22 protein-coding genes and 1 pseudogene are annotated in these 26169 nt (G+C 56.5%); 13 read left to right on the forward strand and 10 right to left on the reverse strand.

Features of this window, described 5'->3' with window-relative positions:
- The 5 genes and pseudogenes from GHO41_RS30250 to dinG all read right to left on the reverse strand — a co-directional run.
- Positions 1–263, reverse strand: a pseudogene (locus tag GHO41_RS30250) (OmpA family protein); the annotation flags it as partial.
- Between the two features lie 109 nt (positions 264–372).
- On the reverse strand, positions 373–1518 hold the full coding sequence (locus GHO41_RS04215; RefSeq protein ID WP_371928834.1) for a serine hydrolase domain-containing protein: 1146 nt from the start codon (positions 1516–1518) through the stop codon (positions 373–375).
- A gap of 254 nt (positions 1519–1772) precedes the next feature.
- Positions 1773–2918, reverse strand: coding sequence for a serine hydrolase domain-containing protein (locus tag GHO41_RS04220; RefSeq protein ID WP_048369448.1), 1146 nt, complete (start codon positions 2916–2918; stop codon positions 1773–1775).
- A 106-nt stretch (positions 2919–3024) separates the two neighbouring features.
- Positions 3025–5376, reverse strand: coding sequence for a beta-galactosidase (locus GHO41_RS04225; protein ID WP_153433019.1), 2352 nt, complete (start codon positions 5374–5376; stop codon positions 3025–3027).
- Between the two features lie 97 nt (positions 5377–5473).
- The gene (gene dinG, locus GHO41_RS04230) at positions 5474–7618 is read right to left on the reverse strand and encodes an ATP-dependent DNA helicase DinG (protein ID WP_048369446.1); all 2145 of its coding nucleotides are present in this window, start codon (positions 7616–7618) and stop codon (positions 5474–5476) included.
- 98 nt (positions 7619–7716) lie between these two features.
- Between dinG and GHO41_RS04235 the strand changes: the two genes are divergently transcribed.
- Entirely contained in the window at positions 7717–8181 is a 465-nt protein-coding gene (locus GHO41_RS04235; protein ID WP_048369445.1) for a CopD family protein, read from the forward strand.
- Positions 8182–8934: 753 nt separating this feature from the next.
- Here the strand turns inward: GHO41_RS04235 and GHO41_RS04240 are convergent.
- From GHO41_RS04240 to GHO41_RS04250, 3 genes are all read right to left on the reverse strand, one after another.
- Positions 8935–9693 (reverse strand): collagen-like protein, encoded by a 759-nt coding sequence (locus GHO41_RS04240; protein ID WP_153433020.1) that lies wholly within the window; start codon positions 9691–9693, stop codon positions 8935–8937.
- Positions 9686–9964 carry a DUF1145 domain-containing protein gene (locus tag GHO41_RS04245; RefSeq protein ID WP_048386507.1) on the reverse strand — a complete coding sequence of 93 codons (279 nt, stop codon included), beginning with the start codon at positions 9962–9964 and terminating at the stop codon, positions 9686–9688. Before GHO41_RS04245 ends, GHO41_RS04240 begins: the two co-directional genes overlap by 8 nt.
- A gap of 132 nt (positions 9965–10096) precedes the next feature.
- On the reverse strand, positions 10097–14827 hold the full coding sequence (locus GHO41_RS04250; RefSeq protein ID WP_153433021.1) for a dermonecrotic toxin domain-containing protein: 4731 nt from the start codon (positions 14825–14827) through the stop codon (positions 10097–10099).
- A 169-nt stretch (positions 14828–14996) separates the two neighbouring features.
- Here GHO41_RS04250 and GHO41_RS04255 point away from each other — a divergent pair, with 169 nt between their 5' ends.
- From GHO41_RS04255 to GHO41_RS04305, 11 genes are all read left to right on the forward strand, one after another.
- Positions 14997–15497 (forward strand): DUF6231 family protein, encoded by a 501-nt coding sequence (locus GHO41_RS04255; RefSeq protein WP_153433022.1) that lies wholly within the window; start codon positions 14997–14999, stop codon positions 15495–15497.
- Between the two features lie 4 nt (positions 15498–15501).
- Positions 15502–15978, forward strand: coding sequence for a YchJ family protein (locus GHO41_RS04260; RefSeq protein ID WP_153433023.1), 477 nt, complete (start codon positions 15502–15504; stop codon positions 15976–15978).
- 14 nt (positions 15979–15992) lie between these two features.
- Positions 15993–16478, forward strand: coding sequence for an LEA type 2 family protein (locus GHO41_RS04265; protein WP_153433024.1), 486 nt, complete (start codon positions 15993–15995; stop codon positions 16476–16478).
- Positions 16479–16485: 7 nt separating this feature from the next.
- Positions 16486–16686 carry an SEC-C metal-binding domain-containing protein gene (locus tag GHO41_RS04270; protein WP_082148713.1) on the forward strand — a complete coding sequence of 67 codons (201 nt, stop codon included), beginning with the start codon at positions 16486–16488 and terminating at the stop codon, positions 16684–16686.
- 163 nt (positions 16687–16849) lie between these two features.
- Positions 16850–17488: a glutathione binding-like protein gene (locus GHO41_RS04275; RefSeq protein ID WP_153433025.1), complete on the forward strand. Its 639-nt coding sequence runs from the start codon at positions 16850–16852 to the stop codon at positions 17486–17488.
- A 176-nt stretch (positions 17489–17664) separates the two neighbouring features.
- The gene (locus GHO41_RS04280; RefSeq protein ID WP_153433026.1) at positions 17665–20127 is read left to right on the forward strand and encodes a penicillin acylase family protein; all 2463 of its coding nucleotides are present in this window, start codon (positions 17665–17667) and stop codon (positions 20125–20127) included.
- Between the two features lie 273 nt (positions 20128–20400).
- On the forward strand, positions 20401–21183 hold the full coding sequence (locus GHO41_RS04285; RefSeq protein ID WP_153433027.1) for a transporter substrate-binding domain-containing protein: 783 nt from the start codon (positions 20401–20403) through the stop codon (positions 21181–21183).
- Between the two features lie 55 nt (positions 21184–21238).
- Positions 21239–21967, forward strand: a complete 729-nt coding sequence (locus GHO41_RS04290) for an ABC transporter permease (RefSeq protein WP_153327194.1) — start codon at positions 21239–21241, stop codon at positions 21965–21967.
- On the forward strand, positions 21964–22674 hold the full coding sequence (locus GHO41_RS04295) for an ABC transporter permease (RefSeq protein ID WP_048386493.1): 711 nt from the start codon (positions 21964–21966) through the stop codon (positions 22672–22674). The genes GHO41_RS04290 and GHO41_RS04295 overlap by 4 nt, the downstream gene beginning before the upstream one ends.
- A gap of 9 nt (positions 22675–22683) precedes the next feature.
- Positions 22684–23805 (forward strand): succinylglutamate desuccinylase/aspartoacylase family protein, encoded by a 1122-nt coding sequence (locus GHO41_RS04300; protein WP_048369434.1) that lies wholly within the window; start codon positions 22684–22686, stop codon positions 23803–23805.
- A gap of 7 nt (positions 23806–23812) precedes the next feature.
- The gene (locus GHO41_RS04305; RefSeq protein ID WP_153433028.1) at positions 23813–24577 is read left to right on the forward strand and encodes an ABC transporter ATP-binding protein; all 765 of its coding nucleotides are present in this window, start codon (positions 23813–23815) and stop codon (positions 24575–24577) included.
- 47 nt (positions 24578–24624) lie between these two features.
- Here the strand turns inward: GHO41_RS04305 and GHO41_RS04310 are convergent, their stop codons facing one another.
- Positions 24625–24825 (reverse strand): hypothetical protein, encoded by a 201-nt coding sequence (locus GHO41_RS04310; RefSeq protein ID WP_048369432.1) that lies wholly within the window; start codon positions 24823–24825, stop codon positions 24625–24627.
- A gap of 92 nt (positions 24826–24917) precedes the next feature.
- On the reverse strand, positions 24918–25484 hold the full coding sequence (gene dcd, locus GHO41_RS04315; protein ID WP_153433029.1) for a dCTP deaminase: 567 nt from the start codon (positions 25482–25484) through the stop codon (positions 24918–24920).
- 354 nt (positions 25485–25838) lie between these two features.
- Between dcd and GHO41_RS04320 the strand changes: the two genes are divergently transcribed.
- A complete protein-coding gene (locus tag GHO41_RS04320) occupies positions 25839–26048 on the forward strand; it encodes a cold-shock protein (protein WP_002554837.1) in 210 nt (69 codons plus the stop codon).
- The last annotated feature ends 121 nt before the right edge of the window (positions 26049–26169 follow it).

Consider the following 26169-nt stretch of genomic DNA (forward strand, 5'->3'; position numbering starts at 1 on the left):
CCGTCATCGGCAAGGTCAGAGCCAGCAGCAATACAATCCACGCTTTCACAATTCGCTCCTTTGTTCGAGATGGCGGTTTTGGCTGCTGGCGTGTTCGTTGGTTTGGCTGAAGCGCTGGCAGTTTTGTCCCCAGCGGTCGGAGCCTGATCAGACGACCCGAACTGCCACCATTTGTGGCCACCTTCGGCGTCATTCTGTGGAGTTTGTGCGCAACCGGTAATAGCCAGGCAAAGAGCCAGAGCGAGAGTCTTATTAGATGACATTGAATATCCACACAATGAATTAAAAATAAAAGGCACTACGCCCATATAAAAAAACGTATTGAACACATAAAAGCTATCGCGTTCCGACCTACGGTTTATAAAAACCCGGTTATAAACACTGTGCCAATACTTTCACCAACTTTTGCGCGCGTGGGTCCATCAATACATAAGGCCCCAGTGAATTAGTCACAAACCCGAATGCAACCTCGCGTTCAGGGTCGGCAAAGCCAATTGAACCACCTGCTCCAGGGTGACCAAACGCCTTTGGCCCAAGGCCAAACGTGGCATTGGGTACGCCCGGTTGATCAAGCATGCAGCCCAGCCCGAAACGCGTCCGGGTGAGCAAGGTTTTATCCTCGCCCAAACTGTGTTCACGGGTCAGTTGCTCAAGCATTTCGGCTTCCAGCAATTTCCCCTCCAACAACCCGCTATAAAAGCCGGCCAAACTTCGCGCATTACCATGACCATTCGCTGCGGGCTGTTCCATACGACGCCACTCCGGCTTATTGGTGCTGGTCATAATAGACGGCGGATTGGTAAATGCCCGTGTCGTCATGGAAGACGGGGCATTCATCATCGCTTTCAACATCCGTTGGGCCGCTTCATCACCCATGTTGCCCTTGGTGCGGGCAACATGCGCGACACGGTGAAACTCTTCATCTAACAGCCCGACATGAAAGTCCAGCCCCAATGGCCTGGCTGTGCGAGCCACAATCGACTGCCCGGGACTGCGACCGTCTGCACGACGAATCAGCTCACCCAGCAACCAGCCGTAGGTAATCGCGGCATAACCATGACCTTCGCCCGGTGTCCACCATGGCGCCTCTGCGGCCAGTGCATCGACCATGGTTGGCCATTCATACAACGCGCTAGCCGGCAGTAATTCACGCAGCGCAGGCAAACCCGCACGGTGGCTCAACAACTGGCGAAGGGTGATGGACTCTTTGCCAGCCGCTGAAAACTCAGGCCAATAGCGAGCAACGGGAACATCCAGTGCCAGCTTGCCCTCTTCGACCAGTTGCAAGGCCGTCACTGCGGTAAAGGTCTTGGTGCACGAAAACAGATTAACGATGGTATCTGTGTGCCAAGCCTGTTCGCCGTCTTTATCAGCCGTACCGGCCCACAGATCGAGCACTGTTTCGCCCGCTATCTGGATACACAGGGCTGCGCCGCGCTCTTGCGGATCATTAAACAAATCAGCAAACGCCTCACGCACGGCTTCGAAATTGAGGTCGTGAAACCCTTGAATGTGCACCCCTACCTCCTGGATCAAGCATGGCTCTACAAGGCGTGCATTGTTCCAGTACCGGTAGGATTTTGAAACAGAGCAAGCCGGTCAGAACGCACAATTTCTGGGCATTTTCATCAAGGTGCGCAGGGTATCAGGCGTGAGATGGATTTTTTGTGAAAAAGTCCGGGGCAGCGGCCTGGTCGAACGCTGCAAGAGACTGCGATCTTCACGGGGTTGAAGATCGCAATCTGAAGCACTTATCAGGCCGCCCGAGAACGTTAAAGTGCGGCGTAGGCCAACGTGGCAAGCTTGCGGACACGCGGATCCAGCAGAACATGACTACCAATGGTTGTGGTCACAAAACCAAAGCTCACATCCCGCTCCGGGTCTGCAAAACTGACGGGGCCACCCAACCCGACATGCCCAAAGGTATTGGGGCCCATGCACTTGGACGCGGCCTGGTCAGCTTGCTGCTCCAACATGCAGCCCAACCCATAGCGCATCGGGCGCAATAACACGCGATCCATGCTGTTGCTGTGCTCGCGGGTGAACTCGCTGAGCAGTTCAGGGCCAATCAGACGCCCACCGAGCAGCGCACTGTAAAAACCGGCCAGACCGTGAGCCGTGCCATGGCCGTTCACACCCGGTTGACGGTAAGACCACCAGCGAGGATCCGTGGTTTGTTTGGGGCCTACAGCAGGGTTGGTAAATGCCAGTGTCGCTACGTGCTCGGGTTGTTTGGACATCACATGCCGCAAAGCTATCGCAAAGCTGTCACCTTCACGCCCTTCAGCCCGGCCAAAGTGGGCGATTCTGTGAAAGTCCTGTTCAGCCACTCCCAGTTGTACTTCCAATCCATTGGGCTCGGTAATGCGCTCGCGAATAAACCGGCAGGGCTCCCGGCCATCAACCCGACGGATCAATTCACCGAGAATCCACCCGTAAGTCGTGGCGCCGTACCCAAGTTCTGTACCGGGCTGCCACCATAATGGCTCTGCGGCTGTTTTTTTGACCATCTCATCCCAGTCATACATCTCGGGCGTGCGACTCGGCAAACGCAAGGCAGGGGTCCCGGAGGTATGCGACAACACTTGGCGCAAGGTGACCTGATCCTTGCCGCCCTGGGCAAACTCGGGCCAGTAATGGCAAATTGGCTGATCAAGCGCCAGCTTGCCCTCTTCCACCAACATCAAGGTGGCTACCGCAGTGAAAGGTTTTATCGCGCAGTAGGTATTGACCAGCGTGTCCCGGTTCCAGGGCTTGGTCCTTTCTAAATCCGCCACGCCCGCCCACAGGTCGACTACCGTCTCGCCGCCGACCTGGATGCACAGCCCAGCACCGCGCTCCTGGGGGTCATCAAAGATTTCTTCGAAGGCTTGCTGCACCGCAGCAAACCGACTGTCACACGATCCTTTTGCGTCCATTGGTTTGATTCCCTTCAATTGGAACGCAAACCTTAGTCGCCGACGCCAAGAAGTGAAGCTCAAAGCCCCCTGGTGCGACAAAATGTATCGCCGCTAATCAGAAATATCAGTGACCTTTGCCCGAATGCCCGCCTGCATGGCCCGCACCAGAGCGGCCACCGTTGGCGTCTTGTGGGGTTTGCACCGGAGCCTTGAGGGCTTTGTCGGCGTCAACCTGGGCTTTAGCCGCCTCCTGGCCCAACTGGTCGAGCGCTTGCAGGTTGGTCTTGCGCACGCTGTCGACAAAACCGGTGAACGGCAGGTCGGTGATGCCGATCATGCCGAAGTGGCCGTTTTCACCATCAAGCAAGCGACCGGTTACCGGCTGGTCCAGGTACTGGAACCAGTGAACCCCGACAATCGACGGTTCGGCCACGGCCTGCTTAATGAACTTGGCATACGCCGGGCCACGTGCTTCTTCGCTGGCCACTTCAGTCACGCCACCCCAGAACGGGCCACGGTCGCGGGAGCCAAAGTTGAACTCGGTGATCATCACCGGCTTGTTCAGTTCACGCAGCTTGGCGAAGTCATAACCGTCCTGCGGTTGCAGGGTGTAGAAGTTGAAGCTCAGCACGTCGCAATACTGCGCGCACGACGCCACAGCTTCAGGGGTGCTCACGGCAAAGCGCCCGCCCAGCAACAAGTGATTCGGCGCATGCCATTTCAGCGAATCGGAGATGGTCTTGAAGTACGTATCGGCAAAGACTTTCTGGAAGTAGGTGTAATCCGCTTCAATTTCCGGATGCTCTGCATTCGGCAGCGGGCCGTTGAACCCCGGGTCTTCCATCAACTCCCACGCCGGGATATCAACACCCCAGGCTTTGGACAGGCCTTGCTGGTTACGGTACTTGTCGCGCAGTTGCTTGAGGAACGCACGCTTGGCCGGCGCATCCGTGGTCATGCGCAAGGTACCCAACGCCAGGGCAAAACGTGACTGAGGGTCGTCACCGCCGCCAGCCCACGCCAGTTCGTTATCGGCAAAGTAGCCGATCAGCCACGGGTCATCACGGTGATCACGGGCGGCAATCGCCACTGCGCGTTCGGTGGCCATGGCAAAGCGCGGGTCAAACGGATCGGGCATGCCGCCCCACCAATCGGTGCCGGTACTGATGCTGTTGTAATCGCCCACAATCGACAACGGCAAGGTGTAAGGCACACGGTCGTTAACGCCCAGCGCCGGGTCGCTCCAGTTGCCGATCGTATTAAAACCCCAGGCTTGCAGGCGATCCAGGGTGTGAGCCTGCCAACGCTTGGCATCAAAGGCTTCAGGGGCACAAGGAATTGCGGGATCGGCGCCCGGCTCGGCTTTGCCGACCGCACACGGCTCACCGTAGAGGCGCTGCAAGTTGGCCGCGTAGAAGTTGTACCAGCGCCCCGAATCAAACGCCCGCCCCTGGGAGGAGCCGTTGTTGCTGTCATGATCCGAAGTCCCGTAATAACCGGCCAAAGGTGCACCGGGCTTGGGCAAATCGGTAAACATCCACTCACGCCCAGTCACGTAGGTCTGGCTGTCCTCAGCGGTCACGGCGTTCAGGCCCAACGAGTAAAACGGATGACCTTCAGGGGTGACCAGGTACCAGCGACCATTACGCTTTTCTGTGCGGAAAAACCCCGACGCGTCAAACGCCGGGCCTTTGAGCAACCCGCCGTACTGATCCAGCCCGCTGCGCGCCGCCAGCCAGCCTTTGAGCTGTTGCTGTTCTTTGGCTGCTGAGGCTTTGAGCTGCTCATCGCTGGACACACGCTCTGGCCATTTGGCCCGAGTGGACTGACCGTAGCCATCGACAATCGAGCCATAAACGGTCTTGATCACACCCGCGCCGTCCTGCACACCGAAGCGCTCAAGAAGGATGCTTTGCGCGGCATTGGGCTGCGGAATCGACAACGTCACCGAGACCACTTGGCTGCGGTCAATTTCGCCCTGGCTGCTGGCCAGCAAACTGCGCTGCCCGTCGATAGTCATTGGCATCGGCGGGCCTGCGCGCATGCCCTGGCTGCGGGGAGAGTTGGCCTGCAACGGCAGCAACAGGGTTTGCGCAGGGCCGGCCGGCAGGTCAACACGGCTGGTGAGGGTCTTGCCGTCCTTGCTCTGCACCGTCACATCGAGCGTGAGGGCCCAGTTCATGGCGTTTTGGATACGCAGAGTCATCATTCCCGATTGCGACCAGTCCCACACACCGGCTTGCGGGGTCAGGCGCAAGCTGGGGGCCGCGGCCGGGTTAAAGGTCACACGACGCAGTACTTCACCTTCCGCCGTTTGCTCTGCGTTGTACTGCGGCAAGTTCGCATCCACGGTCGCCACTTGCACCACATCGGCCGGGCGAACGAAATTGAACAGGGTTTGTTGACCGGCAGGCGCCGCCAACAACGGGGTCGTGACCAGCAACGCAAAAGCTGCAGACAGTGAACGGCGAATCATATGAATCTGGTTCTCCCTAACGGCCAAATACGGCCTGTGAGGCTTTGAAGCTCACAGCATAGACGACAGCAAGGCCGGCATGGACGCCGGCTTGCACTTATGAAATTTCGCGTCGAAACGGCGGCAAGGCATTCAGAATCGCCTTGCCATAGCGCTGGGTCACCAGCCGCCGATCGAGCAATGTGATGGTGCCGCGGTCCTGTTCGGTACGCAGCAAACGCCCGCAGGCCTGTACCAGCTTGAGCGATGCATCGGGCACTGAAATCTCCATGAAGGGATTACCGCCACGGGCTTCGATCCATTCTGCCAAGGCCGCTTCAACAGGATCATCGGGCACCGAGAAGGGGATTTTGGCAATGACCACGTGTTCGCAATAAGCACCGGGCAAGTCCACGCCTTCGGCAAAACTGGCCAGGCCGAACAACACGCTGGAGTCGCCGCCATCCACCCGCGCCTTGTGTTTATTCAGGGTCTCTTGCTTGGACAAGTTGCCCTGGATAAACACTTGCTTGCGCCAGTCACGCTCCAGGCCGTCGAAAACGTCCTGCATTTGCTTGCGCGAAGAGAACAGCACCAACGTGCCGCGCGAACCTTCAACCAGCCCCGGCAGGTCACGAATGATCGCCGCCGTGTGCGCAGTCGCATCACGCGGGTCAGCCTTGAGATCCGGTACACGCAGCACCCCCGCATCAGCGTGATGGAACGGGCTCGGCACAATCGCTGTGACTGCGGTTTTCGGCAGACCGGCGCGCATGCGGAAGCGATCAAACGTGCCCAGTGCGGTCAGCGTCGCCGAGGTCACCAGAGCACCGTAGGCCACGTTCCACAGGTTACGACGCAGCATCTCGGCCGCCAAAATCGGGCTGGCGTTAACCTCGATGTCGAACAGCGAACCACTTTCAGCCAGGGTCAGCCAGCGCGCCATGGGCGGGTTGTCTTCAGGGTCTTCAGTGGTAAAGGCCGTCCACAACTCCCAGTTGCCCTGAGCCCGCGACAGCAGGCTGCCGAACAACGGGTACCACTCCTCGGCCTGCTGGCTGGAGATGCCGATGTTGACCTCCCCTTCCATGCCGTCCTTGAGCAGGTCGGTCAAACGGGTGAACACGTCGGTCAGGCGCGAAAAGCCCTTCTTCAGTTCAATGCCCATTTCACGCAGGTGATCAGGGATCACGCCACCCACAAACCGGTGGCGCGGGCGTTCACGGCCTTCTGGCTCTTCGCCGACCTTGAAGTCAGCGATTTGCTCACAGGCGCTGAACATGAATTGCTGCTGGGCCTTGATTTCTTTGGTCAGCTCCGGCACTTGCTCCAGCAAACGCCCCAAGTCGCCCGGCAACGGATGCTGAGCGAGCAGTTTGGTGAGGTTTTTGCCGGTTTGCTCCAGCCAGTCAGCGGTCGAGCGCAAACGGGTGTAGTGGGCAAAGTGGCCGATGGCCTTGTCTGGCAGGTGGTGACCTTCGTCGAACACATAGAGCGTGTCACGCGGGTCAGGCAAAACCGCGCCACCGCCCAACGCCAGGTCAGCCAGCACCATGTCGTGGTTGGTAACGATCACATCGACCTTGCCCATGCCTTCGCGGGCCTTGTAAAAGGCGCACTGACCGAAGTTCGGGCAATGGCGGCTGGTGCACTGGCTGTGATCCGTTGTCAGGCGCGCCCAGTCCTGGTCTTCCAGCGCCTGGGGCCAGCTGTCGCGGTCACCGTCCCATTTATTGCCGGCCAGCTTTTCGATCATGCTGGTAAACAGTTTTTGGCTGGCTTCGTCGACTTCAATCTTGAAGCCTTCCTCTTCAAACAACTGCGCGGTCGCGGTTTGTGCGTGGCCTTCTTGCAGCAGCATGTCGAGTTTGGACAGGCACATGTAACGCCCACGGCCCTTGGCCAGCGCAAAGCTGAAATTCAGCCCGCTGTTGCGCATCAGGTCCGGGAGGTCTTTGTAGACAATCTGCTCCTGCAGGGCGACAGTTGCCGTGGCAATCACCAGACGCTTGCCCGCAGCCTTGGCGGTCGGAATGGCGGCCATGCTGTAAGCCACGGTTTTACCGGTACCGGTGCCCGCTTCAACGGCAACCACCGCCGGGTCGCCGGTACGATGGTTTTCTTCGTCGGTATCGATATCGCCCAGCACTTTGGCGACTTCAGCAATCATCAGACGCTGGCCATAGCGCGGCTTGAGGCTCTTGGCTTCGAGAAAACGCGAATAAGCGCCCTGGATCTGGGATTTGAGTTCGGTACTAATCATGGTTCTTCGGGCGCAAGAAACGCTGGATAAATTTTCAGTGGTTCGAATGGCCGCTATCATACCCCGCTAATTGATCCTGCGCCGAACGGAGTACCCCAATGACCACCTTCGCTGTTACTTACAGCCTGCATTTACTGGCGGCCCTGATTTGGGTGGGCGGGATGTTTTTCGCTTGGATGATCCTGCGCCCCGCCGCAATGACGGCCCTTGAAGGCCCTGCCCGGCTAAAACTGTGGGTTGAAGTGTTTCAACGTTTTTTTGGCTGGGTGTGGGTCGCGGTGGTGATTTTGCCGATAAGCGGTGTCGGCCTGCTGCACATGCGCTTTAGCGGGTTCGAAACGGCGCCCCGTTATGTGCAGATCATGATGGGCGTGTACATCGTCATGGTCGCCCTGTTTATCCGCATTCAATCACTGCAACTGCCCGAATTGCGCAAGGCCGTTGAGGCTCAGGAATGGGCGGCAGGCGCGGCGGTGATGGGGCGGATTCGCCGCCTGGTCGGGTGCAACTTGCTAATAGGTCTCGCGCTGGTGGCGATTGCCGGGGCGCGCCCGATGTTTTGAAGGGGTCGCTACCTCCTAACTGTAGGAGTTGCCGCCCCCGTCTACGACGCCGCGCTGTCGCGCAGCAAACAGGTTACTGTAGTCGCTGACGAGGTACGAAGGCTGCGATCGGCTGCGTGCAGCCGTAAAAACCATCCACCTCGGGATTCTTGGGTACATATCCGTTGCTGCGGTAACGGCCACTTAGAATTCCGGCCTTACGCCGTGCCACTTTGAAAAGCGCAAAGTGGCCAAACGCTTTTTGCCCCAACCCCTCGGTGCCTCGCTGTGGCTCGGCATGCCCTCACCACAGGCCTTGCGATCAACCATCCCTGGCCGTGTCACGGCTAACCCGGCGTCCTGCCGGGTTACCCTCTGCGCAAAACCTGCGCTCGGCCAGCGTGGTTTAACGGGGCCTCTTAGATCAAGATCAAAAGCCAGATCAAGATCAAAAGATCGCGAGACAAGCTCGCTCCTACAAGACCTTAGGAATCAATTACTTATTTTGTGTTTGATAGGAGTGGCCGCCCCGTCTTCGACGCCGCGCTGTCGCGCATCAAACAGGACAGCGAATATCGTAAGCATCCCCCCAATCGGTTCCCTCTCCTTCGGGAGAGGGCTAGGGAGAAGGGTGCTCTTAGATAAAGATCAAAAGATCGCGAGCAAGCTCGCTCCTACAGGGCCTTTAGAATCAATCACTTATTTCATGTTTGACAGGAGCGAGCTTGCCTCGCGATCTTTTGATGTTTAAAAATCGCGAGACGTGGGCGTTTCTTACAACCGCTGGACGGTCACGGCGCCTGCCGGGCCAGCATCACCCGGTTGCCCGGTTTGACCCGGGCGACCCGATTTGCCGCCATCGGTACGGTAAACAATGCAGCCTTTGGATTTGCCACCCGCACCTGCCCGGCCGGCCGCGCCGGGTTTGCCGCCTGCACCGCCATCGACCAGTACTTTGATCTGATCATCGGGGAAGTCTCGGGGCAGTTCGACCCGTACCTGTGCGCCCGCAGCGCCCTGATGCCCATTACCGCCGTCGTCACCATTGGCGCCTGCTCCGGCTGATCCCCAGGTGCAACCCGGTTCAGCGCCATTGCCACCATCAAGCCCGACAAAACCCGGTGCGCCAGTGCCGCCACGGGCGTCAATGGACAGTTGATCGGCCTGCAACGCTTCGATTCTCAGGCTCAGATCACGGGCAGGTCTGGCCGGTTTTTCAAACGTCCCCGCTGCACCGCGCGTGCTGATCTGGCTGCCTTCACCCAGCTCGGCATTGGCTACACGCAGCTCAATCCCACGCTCGGCCGGCACGATGACAATGCGTGACTCATGCCCCAAATGCAGTTGATCAATGTTGACCTGACTGACACCCGCCGGAATCAGCAGAGTGCCGTAGTCCGCTACATCGAGTTTTTCGAGTGTCAGAACGGCCACATTCGCGGGCAGACGCATCATCGAGTTAGCCTCGACCTGCACCACCTCGGCATGGGCAAACGGACTGCAAAGGGCTGCCATTAAACATAACTTACGCATGACTGTTGCCCTGTCCGGAAGATTTAGGGAGAGTTTGTACGTGCAGGATGCCTACCAAAAGGATGTAGAGTCGGTCACGCCAAGGATGTGGGCGCCCTTGCAGGCTGCTATTGAACAGCAGCAGCTCAAGCAAATGAGTCAAAAACAGCAGACTACCTGCCAGGTTGATCAGCAGGTCGAACGGATTGCTCAAGGGTTTGAAAACGTTGATCGCAACGACAACCCAGAACAACAACGTCAGCACCTTCCCCAGCCCCCAAAGCACCTTCATGCAACAGCCCTTTCTATGTTTTTCTTTAAGCGAACATTAACGGCTAGCAGGATAGCTGCGCCAGAGGTCTCTGCAAAAATACCTCACTGCGCACGCCACGCAGTTGAGGCATTTAACCCGTAGCTCATGTCATTACGTGGTTAACGGCAAAAACCATTGTTCGGCAAGGTTCTTGCCGATCTGACCGCGATGCACCTCAACCACATCGTGCTGGTTTTTCGCCTTTTCCTTCAGCGACCAATAATCAGATGTTCGCTGGCTCCAGAGCTTGAGGTGCGCCACCGCATAATCCGCTTTGGGCGTAGTGGCGTCTTTATAGTGAAAATGCGCGCACCAGATAAAATTGCCAGCAGCATCCTTGATCGCGTACTCATCAATAAAGTCTCGTTTAAGCTTCGAACGCTTACGATTCAACGTGATTCTCACCAGCCTCTTTTCAAGCAAGAATTGAAGAGTGCCATGGGTCGGGGGGAGTTTCAGGCTTAAACGAACACGCAAGTCATGCGCCTTGGCTTTCATGTCCAGCGCTCTGGCTCGCATGCCCCCCACTAACTCCAGATCCTCACGTTGGCGCCAGCTTTCAGTGTCAGCCCTGCTGGCCTCTTCAAGTTCGGCAGCGCATTGGCTCAAGCGCTCAGCCACATGTAACAGCGTCTCTTCGGCCTCTTGAGGGTACCTGGCGCTATTAATAAGGCTCTCTGAACGCCTTAGATGAATATCAGCCATGTCATAAAGTTTCAGTGCTTCTTTTTTAATCTCAGGCAATTTACGACCTGGGGGTATTGGCGCGTCAGAACGGGCGACAGAGACAAGGTCCCACTCATCTCCTTTTTTAATATAGGTAGACAGCAGCTCATTATCTTGATCAGTACGGACTTCTACTTCCTCACCCGTTGCGCCTGCCTGTTGCGGTTTCAAATCCCCAATCAAACGCCCTTTATTGCGCGTATTAAAAATACGTTTTTGCGGCCGAGAGGACAAAGACTGCTTTTTGTCTTTACTCTTTGCACTTAACTTTTTAAGGGGTTCCAGCTCATTGGCCAGTTGCTGCTCTGCGTCTTTATAGACGCCTACCACCATATCAACAAACGCTTGAAAAGCTTCAGCCTCCACTTCTTCAGCATGCACAACTCTGAAGTCTAAAATGCCATCAAGTACATGGCCGTACTGTTCTACCAGACTGTTCAATACATCCAGGCGCTCTTGGGGAGAAAAATCCAGCTTATTGAGTTGATCGTGAGTCTGTATCAACTCACGCAGTGGTGAGGCTATTTTTATCAGCGACACCGTAAGAGCACTATTAAAAACATTTACACTAACGCGCACTAACGACGCAACTAAAAATTGTTTGATATGCAACGGCGTTAATTCCTGTTTCGCGAGCTTTTCGTGCAAGCGCTCTGACGCTTCTCTGCCCTCCGCTCCAAACCCAGCTACCTCATCACTGTATTTTTTTGTTTTTTCGAGCCACTCGATTCTTTGATTTTCAAACTTAATAATGCCATTCATATATTCTCTGTGCACAACCAATCTTGCGTACGCCACACTGGCTTTGGAAGAAGAAGGCCCTTGGTAATTTAAATCCAAAGCCTGCCACTTAGCATCAAGAACTGGTCGCATCTTACTGACCTGCGCCAAACAAGCACTGAGAAAATTAATAATTTCGCCTATGTAATTCACAATATTCTGATTTGAAAAAACAACACCTAACTCCTTGACTTCCTTGATAGCACCAAACAACGACTCCACAACACTCAGACCTGACATCAGTTCTGCCACATACTTTTGACGCTGATCCAATACTTCTTCCGCTGTTCTTCGCGAATCACTTTCAAACAGTTTCATTAAATTTTCATAAACATTAATTTTTGTTTTTACACTGTCGAATTTATCCCTTAAGGCAGTCAATTCATCTCCCAGCTCAGTCGCACGCTGGGCCTTGCGCTCACGCACAGCTTTTACCTGCTTACCCGGAGCGCCACCCCTCAAGCGCATTTTCAGATCCACTGTCCAGCGTCCCTGCGCATCAGATTGCAACGCTGGCCCGCCCACAATGCTCACTTCGCCCGCATCAATCTGCACGGGGTAATAAGCCCCCTCAATAAAGGCATAACCGCCACCGTCTGTTAAATAGAGGCCAGCCAAGGCATCCGAGCGTTCGGGCAATGGCAGGGCTTGAGGCTTAGGTACTGCAAGGGCCTCAAGTTTTTTGCGCAAATCAGGCGTAAGCCGGTTGTTGGCACTGGCAAAACTGAAATCCAGATCTTCAATGGCTTTTTTTTGCCATTCCCCAGGCATGAACACGACACCGTCCTTGACGGTGGCAGGAGGCCGCGGCGGCCATTCCTTGGAAATACGTCGCGGGACAGGGGCTTTACGCAACAAAGGGGTCGACCTTGCTTGCGGGCTTGCTAGTGGAGGGGCGATTGCTCTCATTTGAAGCAAAACCATCGCCAGATTTTGTAATAAATCGACAACGGCCAGCTCACGGGTTACCGCGTCATCACTGCTCAAAGCAGGCACATCCCGGGCGAGTGCCTGGACCAGCAGCAGGAACCAGGCTGTGAGCATCACCGGCCCACGAAGATAGGGCAGCATAAAAATATTGAAAAAAAGATTGGCCCCCTCCAGAAAAAGGCGCCATCTGCTTTCTCGGTTGGATACGGTATCGCGATCAGCCTGATGCACCAGCGCTAGCGCATTGATTTGATACAGGTAAGGCAAAAGTTGGCCATTACCCAGATGCTGGGCCAGGTCACTACCGTCACCATTCACAGCCAGCGTCGCGGGTTCAGGCTTCTCAAACGTCGTCACCGCAAAGTCATCTTCCAGATTAAAACGTACGAAATGCGGCTCTTTAAACCCTCCGTTGTCGTACATCGTGCGGGCGCTATCGGTCAGCCAGGTCAGAACACTGGTTTGCAGCTCAGAAGGCGTTGCAATGGCCTCCATCAGCGCGGTACGAGAGGTAAATTCCACTAACGACTGCTCATACAGAGGCCGATACAAGACATGCGGCCCTGCTTCGAGATTCAACGGCTCGATGATGAACATATTGCTCACGACATCTGGCTTGGCCTCTGCACTGCTCAGTAACGCCAGGGTACGTATCACGATGGTCTGGCCGTCAACAGAACGGTTATAGGCTTCTGTCTGCATGATTGCCGCCACATAACGTGCGCCCAAAGGCGTCATCCCGGACACTCCCTTGAGGCTCAGTTCCAGGGCTTGCAGCGGTAATTGCCATTTGAGCTGTTCAGAGAAGCGCTTTTCGCGATCGGCGCTTAATGACGGGTCATCCAGTAAGTAAGCTTTCAGCTTTTCAGGGTAGTTTTTACCAATATCGACCGACTCAATCAGCCCGCTACCTTGAGTGATGTAAGACGCCGTGAACCATGCTGGCAGAGGTAGCCCACTGCGGTGTTCTACCTTAATGAGCTCCCCTTGGGGTTTACCCGAGAGATTTTTAAGGGCCAGTTCTGTCAGGGTCATTTTCACCCGCTCGGTCAAACCCGAAGCATTGGTGCTGCCCGGCGCGAATGCGCCCGTCACCAGCAAGAATGTCAGCTCGATATCGTCCGGCTCGCAGGCCGCCAAGGCTGCTGCGTATTGGACCGGCTGCTCATAACGTTGCTGATCAAGCAAAAGCTGTTGCTTGAGCGAGTTCACAACAAAGCTGTGAATGTCGGGGATACCGCTCAGATAGCTCAGCCCTTGAGCACTTTTTTTCGCACCGGCCAGCGCCAGACTCCAGGAACGGTAGCGCGCTTGATCGGCGCTGGATGCCTTTGTTAACCACTGCGCAAGCTTCGATTGCACCCTGCTCAAGGTATCCGCCGGGGGTGCGCTGGTGTTGAGAAAAAACCTTGAGGCATCAGTGATCTGTAAGCAGGTCGCTTTAAGCGCTTCAAGCCCCACAGTCGTGGGCAACTTCAGCTGTGAGAGGTTGCTTAACTGCTTGCCGAGGATAAACCCCGCTTGCGTATCAAAGGCGTCGCCGTCAATTTCGTAGCGTTTGGTGGTTATGCTATCAACGGCATAAAAGGCCTCGGCAACACGGGCTCTGGACTGGGTGGCCGACTCAACTGAACTGAATGTTTCAATGCTCCCGTCTGGCAAGCACAGCATGACCAGTGGCGGTAATGCCTGCCCTTGCGGGTAACGTACTAACAAAATATGAGGCGTTATAAGACTCTCAGTCCTCCCCGGGTAGGTCAGCGTAGATTGCAGGTAATAGACGCGAGTGGCCTGGTCACCGTAACGGCTGATCCTCTCTTCACTCTGCGCATAGTCGAGTACCTGACGCACCGTCTCCAGCTCCGGGTCGCTCAGTACGGTTGACTGCATGACCTTCAGCGTCAACGTATCCTTGATAACACTACTGAGCCATCTCCAGCGGCTGACATCACCCTCGACAGGCTCATTCCAATATCCGGTCAGTGCACTTTTAACCTCTATCGGCAGACGCCAGGGCAACTCTTTAATGAGCGTCTCCACGACTTTCATATCGACATCATGCCCGTCAGCGAGCTTGAGCCGCTTGCCTTGATGATCAGACAAAAAATAATAATTAAGCGGGGGGATAATTTCGCTGATCTCAAACGAAGCACCATTGACCAGGTAGGCCATCACTTGATCAATGAGCAGAGGCAACCCCCACACGCCACTCTCATGAGGGGTGGCCAGCCGTGTACTGGCCAGATCCACCGCCAGGGTCGGGTAGCGCTCAGTAAGCGCAGCCAGAAGCGTGGTGCGAATAAGTTCTTCAATACCAGGACGACTGGCAAAATGCGTATAAACCGCCTGCTGGACAGGCGAGGACAGGGTTTGAATAGGTGCAGCGGGACGTGCTGGCATCGACATGGACATTCCTTTGTTGGCTGGGCGGTCACAGGACCTTTCAGATATTTACCGCTGCAAGTGGCGATGAAAGGTGGTACCCCGTTAGCACCTGCTCGTAATCAAACGCTGACAGACCTAGGCCACAGGCTCCGGGCAGGCTAGTCTTGAGCGCTCTGATTGAGGACTTGAGATGACGACCCCTGCTTTTTCCACACGAACACCTCAGCAAGCGTTAGCGGCGTTGCTCGACACTTACTCTCCACAACGTGTCCTGGTGGTCGGCGCCAGCCAGTTCCCGGCATTGGAGGCCTATAAACAGGCCCACCCGGATGTTCATGTCGCCCAGGTAATGCCCGGCGCACTGCCTGTCGACGTAGCGGCACAACGTTTCGACCTGGCCCTGGCGGTCGACTGTCTGGAGCACCTGTCCAAGCGCGAAGGCCTGGAATTGCTGGGCGGAATTCGTAACTTGAACGCTAGCCGCATCGCCGTGCTGGCGGATCTCACAGCTTGCGATTGGAAAGAAACGGACTTTTTCGCTTTAGCCCTACAAAACAATGAGCGTTTTCAGCGTGACGAACAAATATTGACCCTCTTTACTTACGACTTACGCGAATACAAACAAGTACCCGACTGGCTCAACGCCAGGTTTTGGGCCAATCCGGAAAACTTTGGCAAGTACTGGTGGTAAGCCGATGAGTACATCTATTTGCCCGTGTGGCAGCGGCAACTTGCTAAGCGCCTGCTGCGGGACTTATCACGCCGGGCACCCGGCCCCTAGCGCCGAAACCCTGATGCGCTCGCGCTACAGCGCCTATGTGCTGGGGTTGATTGACTATCTGGTCGAGACCACGCTGCCTGCGCAGCAAGCCGGGCTCGATCGCCCGTCCATCGCGCAGTGGAGCGCTCAAAGCACCTGGCTGGGCCTGGACGTTGAAAGCAACGAGGTTTTCGGTGGTCAGCCAGAGCATGCCTTTGTGACCTTTACCGCGCGCTGGCATGACGTCAATGGCGAGCACAGCCATCGGGAACGCTCGTCATTTGTACAGAATGATGGGCGTTGGTACTTCATCGACCCGACGGTGCCACTCAAGGTGGGGCGTAATGATGGTTGCCCTTGCGCCAGCGGGCAGAAGTTCAAAAAATGCTGCGCGGGTTTCTTCGGCCAATAAGCCGGGAGTAAAGAATGGATTCTAAAGCTCGCTTAACCAAAACCTTGGCGCTGGTGATGATCCTGGCGCTATCAGGCTGTGCGTCGTGGTTTGACACGGATGACAAAGACCCCCAGTTAAAACTGGAGCGTGTCGAGCTGGTCCGGGCCAAACTGCTGGAACAACGTTTCAAGCTGCACTTTAGAATCAACAACCCGAACGACTCCACCCTCACCGTGCGCGGGCTGGTCTACACCCTTTATTTAGGGCCGGTAAAACTGGCTGAGGGTGAGTACAGCCGCTGGTTCAGTGTCGAACCCAACAGCCATGCAGATCTGGTGGTGCCGGTGCGGACCAACCTGTGGCAACACATGCGCCCGCTGATCAAATTGCTTGAGTCGCCCGACGAGCCGATCCCTTATCGGCTCGACGGTACGTTACAGACCGGCCTGTTCTTCGGTTACGACGTGCACGTGGTGCGTAAAGGCGAGATAATGCCCGGCGATTTTATTCCAGAGTGATTGAGTAATGACCCAGCAACCCCACGTTCATGGCCCAGACTGCAACCACGATCATGACCATCATGACCACGATCACGGCCATGTACACGGCCCGAACTGCGGGCACGCGCCACAAGAGCCGGTGCGCAACGCCTTGAAAGACATTGGTCGTAACGATCCTTGCCCGTGTGGCAGCAGCAAAAAGTTCAAGAAGTGCCACGGCGCCTGATTCTTCAGACCGCTCTGCCCGCGCCGCACCTGCCTTGAGCACGTGCGGCGCGTTTGTTTCAGGGGCTGCGTAAACCTTTTGTAACCAAGGGGCCATTGGGAGTAAAACAGGCGTTCGCAGAGATCCGCGACTGCTGTGTGAATCTTCCCTTCTGGAGCCCTTCATGATCGATCTTTATTACTGGACTACGCCAAACGGCCACAAAATCACTCTGTTTCTTGAAGAAGCGGGCCTGGCGTACACGATTCACCCGGTCAATATCAGTAAAAACGAGCAGTTCGAACCCTCCTTCCTGAAGATCGCCCCAAACAACCGCATTCCGGCCATTGTCGACCACGAGCCGGCCGATGGCGGTGAACCGCTGTCGCTGTTTGAATCTGGCGCAATCTTGTTGTACCTCGCGGAAAAAACCGGTCAGTTTTTGCCTAAAGACCTGCGTGGGCGGCAAGTCGCCTTGCAATGGCTGTTCTGGCAAATGGGTGGCCTGGGACCAATGGCCGGGCAAAATCATCACTTCAAGCGCCTGGCCGAGAAAATCCCTTATGCGCTCAAGCGCTACACCGACGAAACCGCTCGTCTGTACGGTGTGTTGAACAAGCAACTGGAAGGCCGTCAGTATGTTGCGGGCGACGAATACAGCATTGCTGACATGGCGATTTACCCGTGGACGGTGTCACATGAACTTCAAGGCCAAAACCTGGATGATTTCCCGGCGCTGAAAGTGTGGTTTGAGCGCATCAAGGCTCGCCCGGCGACCCAACGTGCGTACGCACTGGTAGACACGATCAACCCGCCGAAATAGCCCCCTTATCTGCAGGTGCGGGCTTGCTTGGCGATCGTTTAAAAAACCAAAAGATCGCGATGCAAACCCGCCCCCGCCAATAGCCCCGCACAGCGCCATAGATAGCACTTGCGCAGTGTCATCGGCCTCACTAACGTAGCGCCTTTCGATGACATTCCCCCCGCAGGAGCTTTGCCATGGCCTCGCCAGCCCTTACTCATTTTTTACCCCGGTTCGGCGTTGCCGCGGCAATGGTCAGCCTGCTGGGCTTGTCCGGTTGCCAACTTAACTCACTGTCCGGCGAGAGCCTGCTGCCGGCTTCCGGTATGCAGCCGCTAAAAGGTTTGGCGCAAAACGTCTCGGTGCGACGCAACAGCCAAGGCATCCCGCTGATCGAAAGCAGCAGTTTCCATGATGCGCTGTTCACCTTGGGCTATGTCCACGCCGGTGACCGGATCAGCCAGATGGTGCGCCTGCGCTTGCTGGCCCAAGGCCGCTTGGCCGAGCTGGACGGCCCCGATGCGCTGGACAGCGACCGTTTAATGCGCAGCATCAATCTGAAAAAGACCGCTGACGAGCTGTACAAAAGCTCCTCGCCACGCCTCAAAAAGTTCTTTGAGGTCTATGCCCGCGGCGTCAACGCGTATCTGTTCCGCTACCGCGACAAGCTCCCTGCCGACCTCGCCCAGGCGGGCTACAAAGCGGAGTACTGGAAACCCGAAGACTCGGCCCTGATTTTCAGCCTGTTGAACTTCTCGACCTCGGTCAATCTGCAAGAAGAGCTCAACACACTGGTACTGGCGCAAAAAGTCGGGGCCGGCCATCTCGCGTGGCTGACGCCAACCTACCCCAATGAACAACTGCCGATCGCTGAAGCCGAAAAACTCAACGGCCTGAATCTGGCCAGCCAATTGCCAGGGTTGACCGGCGTGACTCAAGCGCTTGAGCGCGTGACCGCACTCAATTTGCCAGGCGTCACGGCATCCAGTGACTGGGCCATTGGCCCACAACGCAGCCGCAGTGGCAAAAGCCTGCTGGCCAACGATATTCATCAGCCCATCGGCGTTCCGTCGGCATGGAGCTACGTGCAGATTCGCGCGCCTAAATACCAGGCGGCGGGCGCCTCGATTGCGGGTTTGCCGACATTGCTGGCCGGTTTCAACGGTAAGGTCGCGTGGGGCATGAGCATGGCTATGGGCGACAACCAGGATGTGTTCCTAGAAAAACTCAAGCGCCAGGGCAACAGCCTCTATTACTTGGCCGATGGTAAATGGCTACCCGCGTCGGTGCGCAACGAAACCTTTTTTGTCAAAGGTCAGCGCCCGATTCGCGAAGTCATTTACGAAACACGCCACGGCCCACTGCTGAACAGTGTGATTGGCACAACCACGGCGCTGAACAGCAGCCTGGGGCTGGCCCTGCAAACCCCGGACTTCAAGGGCGACAAAACCCTGGATGCGTTCTTCGACCTGTCCCGCGCGCAAAACAGTGAAAGCGCGTCAGACGCCAGTCGCGAGATCCGTGCGATTGCGCTGAACCTGCTGTACGCCGATGCCAGCCATATCGGTTGGCAGGTCACCGGCCTGTACCCTAACCGCCGCGATGGCGTGGGCCTGTACCCGTCACCGGGCTGGGACAGCCGTTATGACTGGGACGGTTACGCTGACGCCATGCTCCACCCTTACGATCAAGACCCGGCGCAGGGCTGGTTGGGCACGGCAAACCAGCGCACGGCCGCTTACGGCTACGGCATGCAGCTGTCCAATTCGTGGTTGTCGCCTGAGCGCAGCGAACGTCTGGCCCAATTGGCAGGCAGCGGCAAACAGGATGCCCGCAGCATGATTGCCATGCAGTACGACCAGACCACCTTGTTTGCCACCAAACTCAAGGCCATGTTCAGCGCACCGGGCATGGCCCAGCCGCTGAAACAAGCCATCGCCGCCTTGCCTGCTGCCGATCAGGCCAAGGCCAATGAAGCCCTGAGCCGATTGATGGCCTTTGACGGCAAGCTCAGCCCGACCTCGGCTGATGCGGCGCTGTACGAGCTGTTCTTGCAGGCGAGCACCCAGCAAATCTTCCTCGACAAACTGGGCCCGGAGTCCAGCGCCACTTGGAAGGCTTTTATTGCCAACAGCAACTTGTCGTACTCGGCCCTCAGCGATCACTTGCTGGGGCGTGAGGACAGCCCGTTCTGGGACGACACCCGCACCCCGCAAAAAGAAGACAAGCCGGCCATTCTGGCCCGTAGCCTGGCAGCCGCCATTACCACGGGCGACAGCCTGATGGGCAGCGACCACCGCGCATGGCAGTGGGGCAAACTGCACCATTACCTGTGGCGCAACAGCAACGGCCAAACCGTGCGCGGGCCCATTGCCGCGGGCGGCGATCACACCACCCTGAACACGGCGGCCTACAGCATTGGCAGCGACAGCTTTGCAACCACCGTGATTCCGGCCATGCGCATGATCGTCGACTTCGGCCAAAGCGAACCGATGATGGCCCAGAACAGTACCGGGCAATCCAGCAACCCGGCGAGCCCGCATTACGCTGACGGCATTGATCCATGGCTCAAGGGGCAATACATGCGCTTCCCGATGCAGCCGCAGAACTTTGACAGCGTGTACGGCAAAACCCGCCTCACCCTGGTGCCCGGCAAATAAGCACTCTGTGGGAGCGGGCTTGCTCGCGATTGAATCAACAAGGTGTCACTGACACACCGTGTTGCCTCATCGCGAGCAAGCCCGCTCCCACAGGGGCATCATTGAACAGCGCACTGTTTTGGATCACGCCTTTTTCAGCGCTCTTTTGTAGCGCACATCCGCCGCTTTTTACTCCCTTCCCGGCTTTAAACGCCCCCTCAACCCATGTGGTTCGGTTATTGCTTCGTCTATGACGTCGTTACGCTCCAGCAACCGGTTATTAGGGATTGAACAATGAAAAAAGCATTTCTGGCCCTTTCTGCACTGACTTTATGCATGGCTGCGGGTTCTGTTCTGGCCAAAGAGTACAAAGAGCTGCGCTTGGGCGTTGACCCGTCTTATGCACCCTTTGAGTCCAAGGCCGCTGACGGCAGCCTGGTGGGTTTTGATATCGACTTGGGCAACGCCATTTGCGCCGAGCTGAAAGTGAAGTGCAAATGGGTCGAATCCGACTTCGACGGCATGGTGCCCGGGCTTAAAGCCAACAAATTCGACGGTGTTATCTCGTCGATGACCGTGACCCCCGCCCGCGAAAAAGTCATCGACTTCTCTAACGAGCTGTTCTCCGGCCCGACATCGCTGGTGTACAAAAAAGGCTCAGGGTTAAGCGCTGATACCGCCTCGCTCAAAGGCAAAACCGTGGGCTACGAACAAGGCACCATCCAGGAAGCCTACGCCAAAGCGGTGCTGGATAAAGCCGGGGTCAAAACTCAGGCCTATGCCAACCAGGACCAAGTCTATGCCGACCTGATTTCCGGCCGTCTCGACGCCTCGGTGCAAGACATGCTGCAAGCTGAACTGGGCTTTCTGAAATCGCCGCAAGGTGCCGGTTACGAAATCAGCGCAGCCATTGACGATCCTCTGCTGCCGTCCAAAACCGCGGTGGGTATCAAGAAAGGTAACCAAGCGCTACAAACCCTGCTGAACAAAGGTATCAAAGCGTTACACGACGATGGCACCTACACCAAAATCCAGCAAAAGCACTTCGGCGACTTGAATCTGTACAGCGGAAAATAACGCGCTGGCCCCCATGCGCATGGGTGCCTTTTTCAACGCCTTGGGTTCGACTGTCATGTTTGAAAATCTCGTGCAGAACCTTGGATTGTCTGCCCTCAGCTTGCAGGGGTTCGGTCCCCTGCTGCTGGAAGGCACCTGGATGACCATCAAGTTATCGGTCCTGTCGCTAGCCGTGAGCGTATTGCTCGGCCTGCTTGGCGCCAGCGCAAAACTCTCCAGCCTGAGACTGTTGCGTCTGCCGGCCCAGCTCTATACCACGCTGATTCGCGGCGTACCGGACCTGGTACTGATGCTGCTGATTTTTTATAGCCTGCAAACCTGGCTGACCAGCCTGACAGATGCCATGGATTGGGATTACATCGAGATCAACCCGTTCAGCGCAGGAGTAATCACGCTGGGGTTTATCTATGGCGCGTATTTCACCGAAACCTTTAGGGGCGCGATCCTCTCGGTGCCCCGTGGCCAGGTCGAAGCGGCCACCGCCTACGGCCTGAAACGCTGGCAACGCTTTCGCTTTGTGGTCTTTCCGCAAATGATGCGCTTCGCTCTGCCAGGCATTGGCAATAACTGGATGGTGATGCTCAAGGCCACAGCCCTGGTGTCGATCATTGGCTTGGCCGATCTGGTCAAGGCGGCCCAGGATGCGGGCAAAAGCACCTATGAACTGTTTTACTTTTTAGTGATTGCCGCACTGATCTATCTGGCAATCACCAGCGCCTCGAATGTGGTTTTGCGGCGGCTGGAACGCCGTTATGCCGTGGGCTGCCGGGAGGCCGTACGATGATCGAGTTGTTGCAAGAGTACTGGCGGCCGTTTCTGTACAGCGACGGTAGCCAAATCACCGGGCTGGCAATGACGCTGTGGCTGTTGAGCGCCGCGCTGATCATCGGCTTTGTACTGTCCATCCCGCTGTCTATCGCCAGGGTTTCATCCAGACGCTGGATCCGTTGGCCGGTGCAGTTCTACACGTATGTGTTTCGCGGAACACCGCTGTATATACAGCTGCTGATTTGCTACACCGGGATCTACAGCATCGCCGCCGTTCGCGCCCAACCGCTGCTCAATGAGTTTTTTCGCGATGCCATGAACTGCACGATTCTGGCCTTCGCCCTCAACACCTGCGCCTACACCACAGAAATTTTCGCCGGCGCCATTCGCAGCATGGCCCACGGCGAAATTGAAGCGGCCAAAGCCTACGGCCTGAGTGGCTGGAAGCTTTATGCCTACGTCATCATGCCCTCGGCCTTACGCCGTTCATTGCCGTTTTACAGCAATGAGGTGATCCTGATGCTGCATTCGACCACCGTGGCTTTTACTGCAACGATCCCTGATGTGTTGAAAGTCGCAAGGGACGCTAACTCAGCGACCTTTTTGACCTTCCAGTCATTCGGCATCGCCGCCATCATCTATTTGTGCGTGACCTTTATATTGGTCGGTTTGTTTCGACTGGCGGAACGCCGCTGGTTGGCTTTTCTCGGCCCTGCTCACTAGGACTCAACCATGGCGCAACATCAAACCCATCCTTTGCTGGCCCCTGTTCCAGGCACCGAGAGGCAGATTCACAGCTTCCACTACGGCCCGGCCAAGCCACAGGGCAAGATCTACATTCAAGCCTCACTGCATGCCGATGAACTGCCCGGCATGCTGGTGGCGTGGCATCTGAAAAAACACTTGGCCGAACTCGAAAGCGCCGGTCGCTTGCGCAGCGAAATCGTGGTGGTGCCCGTGGCCAACCCGATCGGGCTGGAGCAAGTGGTCATGGACATCCCTCTGGGGCGTTATGAGCTGGAAAGCGGGCAGAACTTCAACCGCAACTTTCTGGACTTGAGCGTGCAGATCGGTGATGAAATCGAAGGGCTGCTGACCCCCGACCCTGAGCAAAACCGACAGATCATCCGCCAGCACCTGCGCAAGGCGCTGGCCGCACAAGTGCCGGCAACCCAGCTGCAATCTCAGCGCCTGACCCTGCAAACCCTGGCGTGCGATGCGGATGTGGTACTGGACCTGCACTGCGACTTTGAAGCCGTGCCTCACCTGTACACCACGCCTGAGGCCTGGTCGCAGGTTGAGCCGTTGGCGCGCTACCTCGCAGCCCAAGCCAGCCTGCTGGCAACCGACTCGGGCGGCCTGTCGTTTGATGAGTGCTTCACCCTGCTGTGGTGGACCTTGCAGCAGCGGTTTGAGGGCAGCTTTGAGATTCCACAGGGCAGTTTCTCAGTGACTGTGGAGTTACGCGGCCAAGGCGACGTCAGTCACGCCCTCGCCGAGCAGGATTGCCAGGCGCTGATTGATTACCTGATCACGCTCGGCGCGATTGAAGGCCAAGCCGGCCCTTTGCCTGAGTTGCTGTACCCCGCTACCCCGCTGGCCGGTGTCGAGCCCGTCGCCTCAACGGCGGGGGGCGTGCTGGTGTTTCACGTCAAACCCGGCGATTACCTGAGCGCCGGTCAATTGGTAGCGGACGTTATCGACCCTGTCAGCGACCGGCTCACCCCGGTTTACACCACCCGCGAAGGCCTGGTTTACGCCCGCTCGGTAAGGCGCATGGCCACCGCGGGCATGGTGATAGCTCATGTCGCGGGGCGTGAAGCCTATCGCAGCGGCTACCTACTCTCTGCTTGAGGTGTGCATGTACAAACTCAGCGTCGACGGCTTGCACAAACGTTATGGCGACAACGAAGTGCTTAAAGGTGTGTCGCTCAAGGCGAAAACCGGGGACGTAATTTGCCTGATTGGCGCCAGCGGCTCAGGCAAGAGCACCTTTTTGCGCTGCATCAACTTTCTCGAAACACCCAACGATGGCGCCATCAGCCTTGATGGAAAGTTGATTCGCATGATCAGCGACAAAAACGGCATGCGGGTTGCTGACGATGCTGAGTTGCAACGTCTGCGTACCCGGCTGGCCATGGTGTTTCAGCACTTCAACCTGTGGAGCCACATGACGGTGCTGGAGAACATCACCCTGGCACCGCATCGGGTGCTGGGGGTCAGTAAAAAAGACGCCGAGGAGCGCGCAAGACGTTATCTGGACAAAGTCGGCTTGCCTTCCAGAGTGGCTGATCAATACCCGGCCTTCCTCTCCGGCGGCCAGCAGCAGCGTGTCGCCATTGCCAGGGCATTGGCGATGGAACCCGAAGTGATGCTGTTCGATGAGCCAACCTCGGCACTGGACCCGGAGCTGGTGGGTGAAGTTTTGAGGGTGATTCAGGGGCTGGCCGAAGAGGGCCGGACCATGATCATGGTGACCCACGAAATGAACTTCGCCCGCAAAGTGGCGAGTCAAGTGGTGTTCCTTCACCAAGGGTTGATTGAGGAACAAGGTCCGCCAAGTGAGGTACTGGACAACCCTCAAAGCGAGCGTTTGCGCCAGTTTTTGAGCGGCAACTTGAAGTAGCGCCTGTTCGTGTAGCTGCTGGCAATGCAGCAGCTACAGACGGTTGATCACGCCACTGGGGCAGGCGGAGCTTCATCCGGCAGTGTGGGCACGCCAGGTTCGGTGGGTTGCGGGGTGTCTGGGTCAGGCTGGCCGGGAATGCCACCTGCATGCAACTGGGGATACGCGAGTAGCGACCAGGCCAATAATCCAACCTGATTGGGCTCAAGGTTTGCCAGTTTGGCGCGGATACTCGGATCGATCTTCATGGGGCACTCCTGAGCGATGTCCGGTTCGCTGAGGTGCGAAACCGGAATACAGTCAATAGAGTGCTTTTTCGCTCAGAAATTCCTGCTGTTCGTCAGGTACGTGGCAAAGTCACACCACGCTGGCCCTGGTACTTGCCGCCACGATCCTTGTACGACACTTCGCATTCTTCATCGGATTCGAAGAACAGCATCTGCGCCACACCTTCGTTTGCATAGATTTTGGCAGGCAGTGTGGTGGTGTTCGAGAACTCCAGCGTCACGTGGCCTTCCCACTCTGGCTCAAGCGGCGTCACGTTAACGATGATGCCGCAACGCGCGTAGGTGCTTTTACCCAGGCAGATGGTCAGCACGTTGCGTGGAATACGGAAATATTCAACGGTGCGCGCCAGGGCGAAAGAGTTGGGCGGGATGATGCAGACATCGCTGGTGACATCGACAAAGCTGCCTTCATCGAAGTTTTTCGGATCAACGGTGGCCGAATTGATGTTGGTGAACACCTTGAATTCATTGGCACAGCGCACGTCATAACCGTAGCTCGACACGCCGTAAGAAATCAGACGATCCGCCCCTTCGCCGCGCATCTGGCGCTCAACGAAAGGTTCGATCATGCCGTGCTCTTGCGCCATGCGGCGAATCCACTTGTCTGATTTGATGCTCATGGCGGGGGTGTCCTGAATAGCGAGGTGGAAAAATTCTGTTCGGCATCTTACCGGGGCCGGGGTTTCGGTTCAAAGGCTGGGGGGAAATTCTTGAAAATAGCTGTAGGCGCACTGAATACAGGCTGTACGGGCAACCATCAGTCACGTTTTTCGAGAAACCTTCGCAAAGACCCTTTGCACGTTCCGGAAAAAGGGGTAAGGTGGCGCCACTGTGCTGCTTGTGTCACTGAGAATCTCTACACGATATGTTGAATTTCGATCCAACCATCTCCAAGAATTTTTCCTGCTCTTTGCACTCAGTCTCGGCCAGGGCTCTTCCTGCGTCGCAGTTATCTTTGTTCAAGGAGTTACACCATGTCTAATCGCCAAACTGGTACCGTTAAGTGGTTCAACGATGAAAAAGGCTTCGGCTTCATCACTCCACAATCCGGTGACGACCTGTTTGTTCACTTCAAAGCAATCCAATCCGACGGCTTCAAGAGCCTGAAAGAAGGCCAACAGGTTTCTTTCATCGCTACTCGCGGTCAGAAAGGCATGCAAGCTGAGGAAGTTCAAGTTATCTAACTTGTACTGATCCAGTAAAAAACCCCGCCCTTAAAAGCGGGGTTTTTTTATGCCTGTCGTTTAAAGACCTTGTAGGAGCGAGCTTGCCTCGCGATCTTTTGGTCTTTTAAAAAGATCGCGA

The sequence above is a fragment of the Pseudomonas sp. FSL R10-0399 genome (genome assembly GCF_009600165.1).
Lineage (GTDB): Bacteria > Pseudomonadota > Gammaproteobacteria > Pseudomonadales > Pseudomonadaceae > Aquipseudomonas > Aquipseudomonas helleri.